This is a genomic window from Caballeronia sp. LZ024, assembly GCF_031451455.1.
GTDB classification, from domain to species: Bacteria; Pseudomonadota; Gammaproteobacteria; order Burkholderiales; family Burkholderiaceae; genus Caballeronia; species Caballeronia telluris.
The window spans coordinates 1-808 of the sequence record NZ_JARUXL010000043.1; the positions used below are offsets into that span (position 1 = coordinate 1).

Sequence of the window (808 nt, forward strand, 5' to 3'; positions counted from 1 at the left end):
GGCACTCAATTGCAGCTAGTGTTGACTTGGTTCCCGAAGCGCGTGCTGGTGCAGTGGACGGCAGTATTTGGCTGCACGACGATCGGCCGGCTGGCGCTTAGTGCCTGCGCTTGCATCGCTTGCGCCTGGAGCTGCTCCGCCTGAGCTTGCTGCAACTGCGCGGATATGCCGAGTCCGCGAAGCACCTCGTCGCGATGGTCGATCGCGTAAGAATTACCCGATGAAAGGTAAGCAATCAGATCGCTCCGGATCGGCTCCGCATCGTTCGGATTCGCCTGCATAGCGGCACAGTAACGCTCGACGCGCGCGTGCTGTTCGGACATTCGCCTGAAGTGCGGCTCGATCGCTCCGCACCAGCCAACAAACCACGCCGCGTCGTGCGCGCCGCGATTCAAGGCTGCAAACTCCCGACCGTCAGCGGCCGCATTGCGATACGCGTTGACTCGCCCATCGAAGCCGACGCCCTCGATCGCGCACGCCGCAAGCAAGACTGGCAGCAGCACTAACCCGATACTCGTTTTCTTCATTCTCTTTCTACGTCTGCGGTCGACTCGTCTGCTATCGGCACATTGCACAGAAACTTGAGCCATACCGCGCGCCGTAGTTGCCGAAACCGTTGCGGGCTGCATTCCAAAATCATCTACGCCGATTAACTGCCTTGTGCGGCAAGTCTTCTTGAAAGAACGACGACAGGGTGCACCAGACCGCACACTTTCATCTTACAATTCGACTTCGCCGAATTTATTAAGCCTTGTCCCACAGCGTGAACTCAAAGAACGTCAAATACGCCAACGCGATTTTCAATGCT

The 808-nt window shown here is 57.7% G+C and carries 1 protein-coding gene; it reads right to left on the bottom strand.

Going from position 1 to position 808, the window contains the following annotated elements:
• Nucleotides 1-5: 5 nt before the first annotated feature.
• Nucleotides 6-527: a hypothetical protein gene (locus tag QCE48_RS31650; protein ID WP_309788772.1), complete on the bottom strand. Its 522-nt coding sequence runs from the start codon at nt 525-527 to the stop codon at nt 6-8.
• Nucleotides 528-808: the final 281 nt, after the last annotated feature.

Bases quoted from the DNA above. Each gene is read 5' to 3' on its own strand.
- QCE48_RS31650 (WP_309788772.1), bottom strand. From the start codon at position 527: ATGAAGAAAACGAGTATCGGGTTAGTGCTGCTGCCAGTCTTGCTTGCG.